The following is a 5149-nucleotide window of genomic DNA, read 5'->3' as shown; positions in this document are numbered from 1 at the left end:
TTTTCTTCCTACTCTTGGCCTTGGTTGGTTATGCGGTTGGCTATCTCTTCATGCGCTCAGGTCTTGGTGGCATGATTATTGCCTTGATTATTGGTCTTATCTACGCTCTGACCATGATCTTTCAATCGACAGAGATTGTCATGTCTATGAATGGGGCGCGTGAGGTTGATGAGCAAACAGCTCCAAACCTCTACCATGTAGTAGAAGATATGGCCATGGTCGCTCAGATTCCCATGCCTCGTGTTTTCATCATTGAGGATTCATCTTTAAATGCCTTTGCAACAGGTTCGAATCCGCAGAATGCAGCTGTCGCAGCCACTTCGGGTCTCCTAGCCATCATGAACCGTGAGGAGCTAGAAGCAGTAATGGGGCATGAAGTCAGTCATATCCGGAACTATGATATCCGTATTTCGACCATTGCTGTTGCCCTTGCTAGTGCTATTACCCTGCTATCTAGTATGGCAGGACGGATGATGTGGTGGGGTGGTGCAGGCCGCAGACGGAGTGATAATGATCGTGATGGAAATGGTTTGGAGATTATCATGCTTGTTATCTCTCTCTTAGCCATTGTTCTAGCACCTCTCGCTGCAACCTTGGTGCAATTAGCCATTTCCCGTCAGAGGGAATTTCTGGCGGATGCATCTAGTGTGGAGCTGACCCGCAATCCTCAAGGGATGATCAATGCCTTGCGTAAGTTGGACAATAGCGAGCCGATGCATCACCATGTCGATGATGCCAGCAGTGCTCTGTACATCAATGATCCTAAGAAAGGTGGGGGACTACAAAAACTCTTTTATACCCACCCACCTATCTCAGAACGAATCGAACGCTTGAAACACATGTAGAAAAAATGGCTCTTTGTCAACTGTAGTGGGTTGAAGAAAAGCTAAAATAAGCTCCATAATATCCATAGGGGATTTACCCACTACAAATATTATAGAGCCGAAAAATATTTGAAGCAGGTGGATAGAAGAAATCACCTGCTTTTTTCTCGTCTTTTGAAAATGATGGACATTTTGAGGATAGTATAGTTGATGAGGGTTTTGATGTAGATAAAAACGTTCAGACACAGAGGATGATTGAGGCAGTGCGAGATGCACTATCAAAATTAAATGATGAAGAAAGAGAAATCATTGATAGACTTTATTTCAATGATGAAACTATTCGTTTGGTGGCTGAAATGAAAAAAATATCTCATCCAGCTCTCATAAAGAGAAGAAATAAGATATTGGAAAAGCTAAGAGAGTTGCTGAAAGAATTTAGATAGTAATGAGAAGAAGCGGGAAAAAAATTTTTGTCTGCTTCTTTTTAGATATTGCAATGTTTTAACTGTTATGCTATAATAATAACAGTTAAAACACAAATAACAGTAGGGGGTTGATGATGAATATACAGATAAATAATTCCAGTGATGAACCAATATATCTGCAAATAAAAAATCAAATTAAAGCACAAATCATTTCTGGAGATTTGAAAGTGGGAGAACAACTACCTTCGATAAGATTCTTAGCGAAAGAAATAAGAGTAAGTATGTTAACTGCAAAAAGAGCTTTTGATGAATTAGAGTTAGACGGGTTTATAAATTCGGTACAAGGAAAAGGTAATTTTGTTGCAGCACAAAATAAAGAACTAATTCGAGAAGAATACTTAAAGAAAATTGAATCGAAGCTTCAAGAAGTAGTTGAACTTTCAGAAATTGCAGATGTATCCAGTGATGAATTGATAAAAATGTTAAAGAGTTATGTGGAGGGTGAATATGAGTAAATATGCTATTGAAATTAAAGATTTAGTAAAAACATTTGACAGTTTTAAACTAGGACCGGTAAATCTTACTATTCCGAAAGGAACAATAGTTGGATATATCGGACAGAATGGAGCTGGTAAAAGTACAACTATAAAATTGTTACTTGGGCTTTTAAGAAAAGACTCTGGCGATATAAGACTTTTAGATGAGGAAAATCCTAATAGTGTTGAACTGAAAGATAAACTTGGAGTGGTATTTGATGATTTGTTAGTGCCGGAAGAAATGACATTAATCGATGTTGAAAAGTTTTGTCATAGAGTTTATTCAAAATGGGATAAAAAGCAGTTTTATGGATTCGTTGAAAAATTCAATTTACCACATAAAAAGATGATTAAAAACTATTCTCGTGGTATGAAAATGAAACTTTCAATGGCTGTTGCTTTATCTCACAATGCTGAACTTTTGATTTTAGATGAAGCAACAAGTGGGCTTGACCCAATTGTAAGAGAGGAAATCTTGGATTTGTTATTAGATTTTATGCAAGATGAAAATCATACAATTCTTATTTCTTCCCATATTTTATCTGACTTAGAAAAAGTGGCAGATTACATTGCTTTTATCCACAATGGAAAAATCTTATTTATGGAAACAAAAGATGAGTTAAAAGAAAACTACGGTATATGTACTTTATCCAATGAAGAAGTAAATAACATTGATGAAGAAGCCATTGTAGGAAGAAGAATACATTCTTTTGGGCAAGAGTTACTTGTTAAAAAGAGTCTTGTACCTGATGGTATCAAGTTACAAAAACCGTCAATTGAGGATATTATGATTTACTTTGTGAAAGGAGTGAGACAATAATGACATCATTAATTTTGAAAGATATAGCAACTTTAAAAAAGACATTATTATTAACGGTTACTATCAGTATTGCACTGGCTGTATATGGAATTTATGAAAATGAATTGTTTATGGTTCCGTTAATATGTGTAATGATTCCGCTCATACTTACTGCAATCGCCTTTGGCTATGATACAAAATCAAATTTCGAACAGTTTGCATTTTCGATGCCAATAAAAAAGAGCAGTTATGTGTTGAGCAAGTTTTTCTTTGCATTTGCCTTTGGTTTGGTTGGTTCAATCTGCATTTTTGTACTGTTGATGACAAAAAATCAAATGTCATTGGATAATATAGTGTTTATTGCTTTAATTACATTAGCTGCTAGTATACTTATGTCTGCCATTCAATTACCATTTATTCTTAAATATGGTGCTGAAAAGGGTAGACTCATTATGGTAATCACTTATTTCTTAATATTTGCTTTATCAACACTGTTAAAAGAAAAGTCAAATTTTCTTGCAGAACTAATGGAGATTTTTAGTAAGAATTCTATATCAATGATTTGCTTAGGAATTTTAGTTGTAAGCATATTAATCATAGGGCTTGCAGTAAAATTGTCCGTTATGATTATGGAGAAAAAAGAATACTAGTTATAAATTATTTAATTTGTAGTTAAGTGGCAGAGATGGAAAAACAATTTTTTCCTTAATTGTCAAGTCAAGTGCAACAAAGTTGTTCTTCTGATTAAGTGAGTATCTTTCAAGCTGTTTGAGTTAGCTCAAACAGCCCAAAGAATCCAGAGGTCGTCTCTGGATTTTTGCTATATTCAACATTTATAAATCTTGTAAATCAACAACTTCCAAACCATTTTCTGTCAAACGATAGATACTCGTACAGACCTCTTTTAAGAAGCGTCTGTCATGCGAAACAGTAATCAGACCGCCTGGATAGGAGGCAAAGAGTTTTCTGATTTCGGGTTGAGAAGTGGGAGAAAAGTTTCGTGTGGGCTCATCTAGAAGGAGAAAGTTTGGTTTGCGCAACACTAAATCCAAAAGTAGAAGTTTACCCTGTTGACCACCAGATAAGGAGCGGATTTGGTGGTGCATCTCTGGATAGCTGAAATTGAGACTAGCTAGGTGAGATTGGATTTTCTGCAGTTCCTCTTTTCGTCCAGTTTGACTGAGGTAGGCTATTGGAGATAAATCCAATTGCAGTTTTTTATGGTAATCTTGTGGCATAAAAGCAAGCGAAATCTCTCTTTTGGCGCTGAGCAGTTGTTGAAACTTGGCTAACAGAGTTGATTTCCCAACACCATTTGGCCCAATGATACCGATTTTATCTTGGCCACGGACAGTTAGTTGTAACCCCTGAGCTAAAACGCGCTCTCCAATGGACAAATTTTCTTTTTCCAGTTGGATTAATACTTTAGAAGCCGGTAATGGTTGGACGTCTGAAAAGAAAAGTTGGATTTGTTCCTCGTCAAGTGGCTTTTGGGTCATGGACTGGGCTTCCTTTTCAAAGCGTTTTTCTTGAGAGAGTACATTTTTCATCTTTTTAGCCAATAGGCGCCCGGCAACATCATTTTTAGTATTTCGCAAAGCATTTTCTACATTCTGCTTAACGCGACGATGTTTTTCCATGGTTTTGTCATAGGCTCTTTGGTCGTTAGCAGCTTGCTGGCTTTGTCTGGCAAAACTAGCCTTCCTCTGGTCACTATAGCGATCGTAGTCTAAATGCTCCACTAGGGTTTCGGCTTCTTTCCGGTGTTTAACAAGGCGTAAATGGATAATAGTATCCGCAGTTTGAGAAAGAAAGTCTTCATCATGGGAAATGAAAATAACAGTTTGCCTAATCTTTCGAATTTGACCTTTTAGCCAATCAACCGTCTCAAGGTCTAGGTCATTTGAAGGTTCATCTAAAAATAGAATCTCAAAGGGTTTTGCCAACTCATGGATGAGCTGAATTTTCAAAGCTTCGCCCCCTGATAGACTGCCAATTTCTTGGTCGCTAGCAAAACGGTCGCTATCAAAGTGCAATTCCTCCGCCAAACGATAAAGAATACTGTAGTCTAAATCAGCAGAATCCAAAAAGAAGTAGTCATGTAGAGTTTTCTTTTTCAGGTCCTCAGCTAGTTTTTGAGGAATGTAGGCCAGTGATTGAAGGTCAGACTGAATGTCGCCCTTGATAGTAAAATCAGGCAAAGCTTCCCCCATTAAAGCTCGTAGTAAAGTCGATTTGCCATTTCCCTCTTCACCAATAATAGCAACCTTTTCTCCGTCTTGGATAGTCATGGTTAGGTCAGATACAAGATCTCGTAGATCTTTGTTTTGTGTGATGGTCAGATGATTGATTTTTATCATATTGTTGCCCTTTCTAGAATGTCCATAGTGCATAACAAAAAGCTCTACTTTATCTAGTAGAGCCCAAAGTCACTGTCAAAACTCTATTATCCTCGTTGAAAAGGTCGTCAAACTAGCTTGGAGCTGCCTAACCCAAGAGGGGCAGATGATTAGCTTTCCAGTTTTTTGATTTTCAATGAGGACAAGATACTAGAAAATCTAGTAT

Annotated in this window: 5 protein-coding genes and 1 pseudogene; 5 read left to right on the top strand and 1 reads right to left on the bottom strand. The window is 37.1% G+C overall.

Annotated features, from left to right (window positions below):
- From htpX to GMD4S_RS06860, 5 genes and pseudogenes are all read left to right on the top strand, one after another.
- The coding region (htpX, locus tag GMD4S_RS06880) for a zinc metalloprotease HtpX (protein ID WP_000386004.1) at positions 1 to 845 on the top strand (845 nt) is incomplete at its 5' end.
- 60 nt (positions 846 to 905) lie between these two features.
- Positions 906 to 1267: pseudogene (locus tag GMD4S_RS06875) on the top strand (RNA polymerase sigma factor).
- A 116-nt stretch (positions 1268 to 1383) separates the two neighbouring features.
- Complete coding sequence (locus GMD4S_RS06870; protein ID WP_001025497.1) at positions 1384 to 1764, top strand: GntR family transcriptional regulator; 381 nt, start codon at positions 1384 to 1386, stop codon at positions 1762 to 1764.
- On the top strand, positions 1757 to 2605 hold the full coding sequence (locus GMD4S_RS06865; RefSeq protein WP_000049613.1) for an ABC transporter ATP-binding protein: 849 nt from the start codon (positions 1757 to 1759) through the stop codon (positions 2603 to 2605). Before GMD4S_RS06870 ends, GMD4S_RS06865 begins: the two co-directional genes overlap by 8 nt.
- Positions 2605 to 3234: an ABC-2 transporter permease gene (locus tag GMD4S_RS06860; RefSeq protein ID WP_000202415.1), complete on the top strand. Its 630-nt coding sequence runs from the start codon at positions 2605 to 2607 to the stop codon at positions 3232 to 3234. The genes GMD4S_RS06865 and GMD4S_RS06860 overlap by 1 nt, the downstream gene beginning before the upstream one ends.
- 183 nt (positions 3235 to 3417) lie before the next feature.
- Here the strand turns inward: GMD4S_RS06860 and GMD4S_RS06855 are convergent, their stop codons facing one another.
- Positions 3418 to 4977 carry an ATP-binding cassette domain-containing protein gene (locus GMD4S_RS06855; RefSeq protein WP_008285058.1) on the bottom strand — a complete coding sequence of 520 codons (1560 nt, stop codon included), beginning with the start codon at positions 4975 to 4977 and terminating at the stop codon, positions 3418 to 3420.
- Positions 4978 to 5149: the final 172 nt, after the last annotated feature.

This window comes from Streptococcus sp. GMD4S, assembly GCF_000296955.1.
This window is presented reverse-complemented; position numbering and strand designations above follow the sequence as displayed.

Excerpts from the sequence above, each read along its gene's own strand:
- GMD4S_RS06870 (WP_001025497.1), top strand. The coding sequence starts at position 1,384 with ATGAATATACAGATAAATAATTCCAGTGATGAACCAATATATCTGCAA.
- GMD4S_RS06865 (WP_000049613.1), top strand. The coding sequence starts at position 1,757 with ATGAGTAAATATGCTATTGAAATTAAAGATTTAGTAAAAACATTTGAC.
- GMD4S_RS06860 (WP_000202415.1), top strand. The coding sequence starts at position 2,605 with ATGACATCATTAATTTTGAAAGATATAGCAACTTTAAAAAAGACATTA.
- GMD4S_RS06855 (WP_008285058.1), bottom strand. The coding sequence starts at position 4,977 with ATGCACTATGGACATTCTAGAAAGGGCAACAATATGATAAAAATCAAT.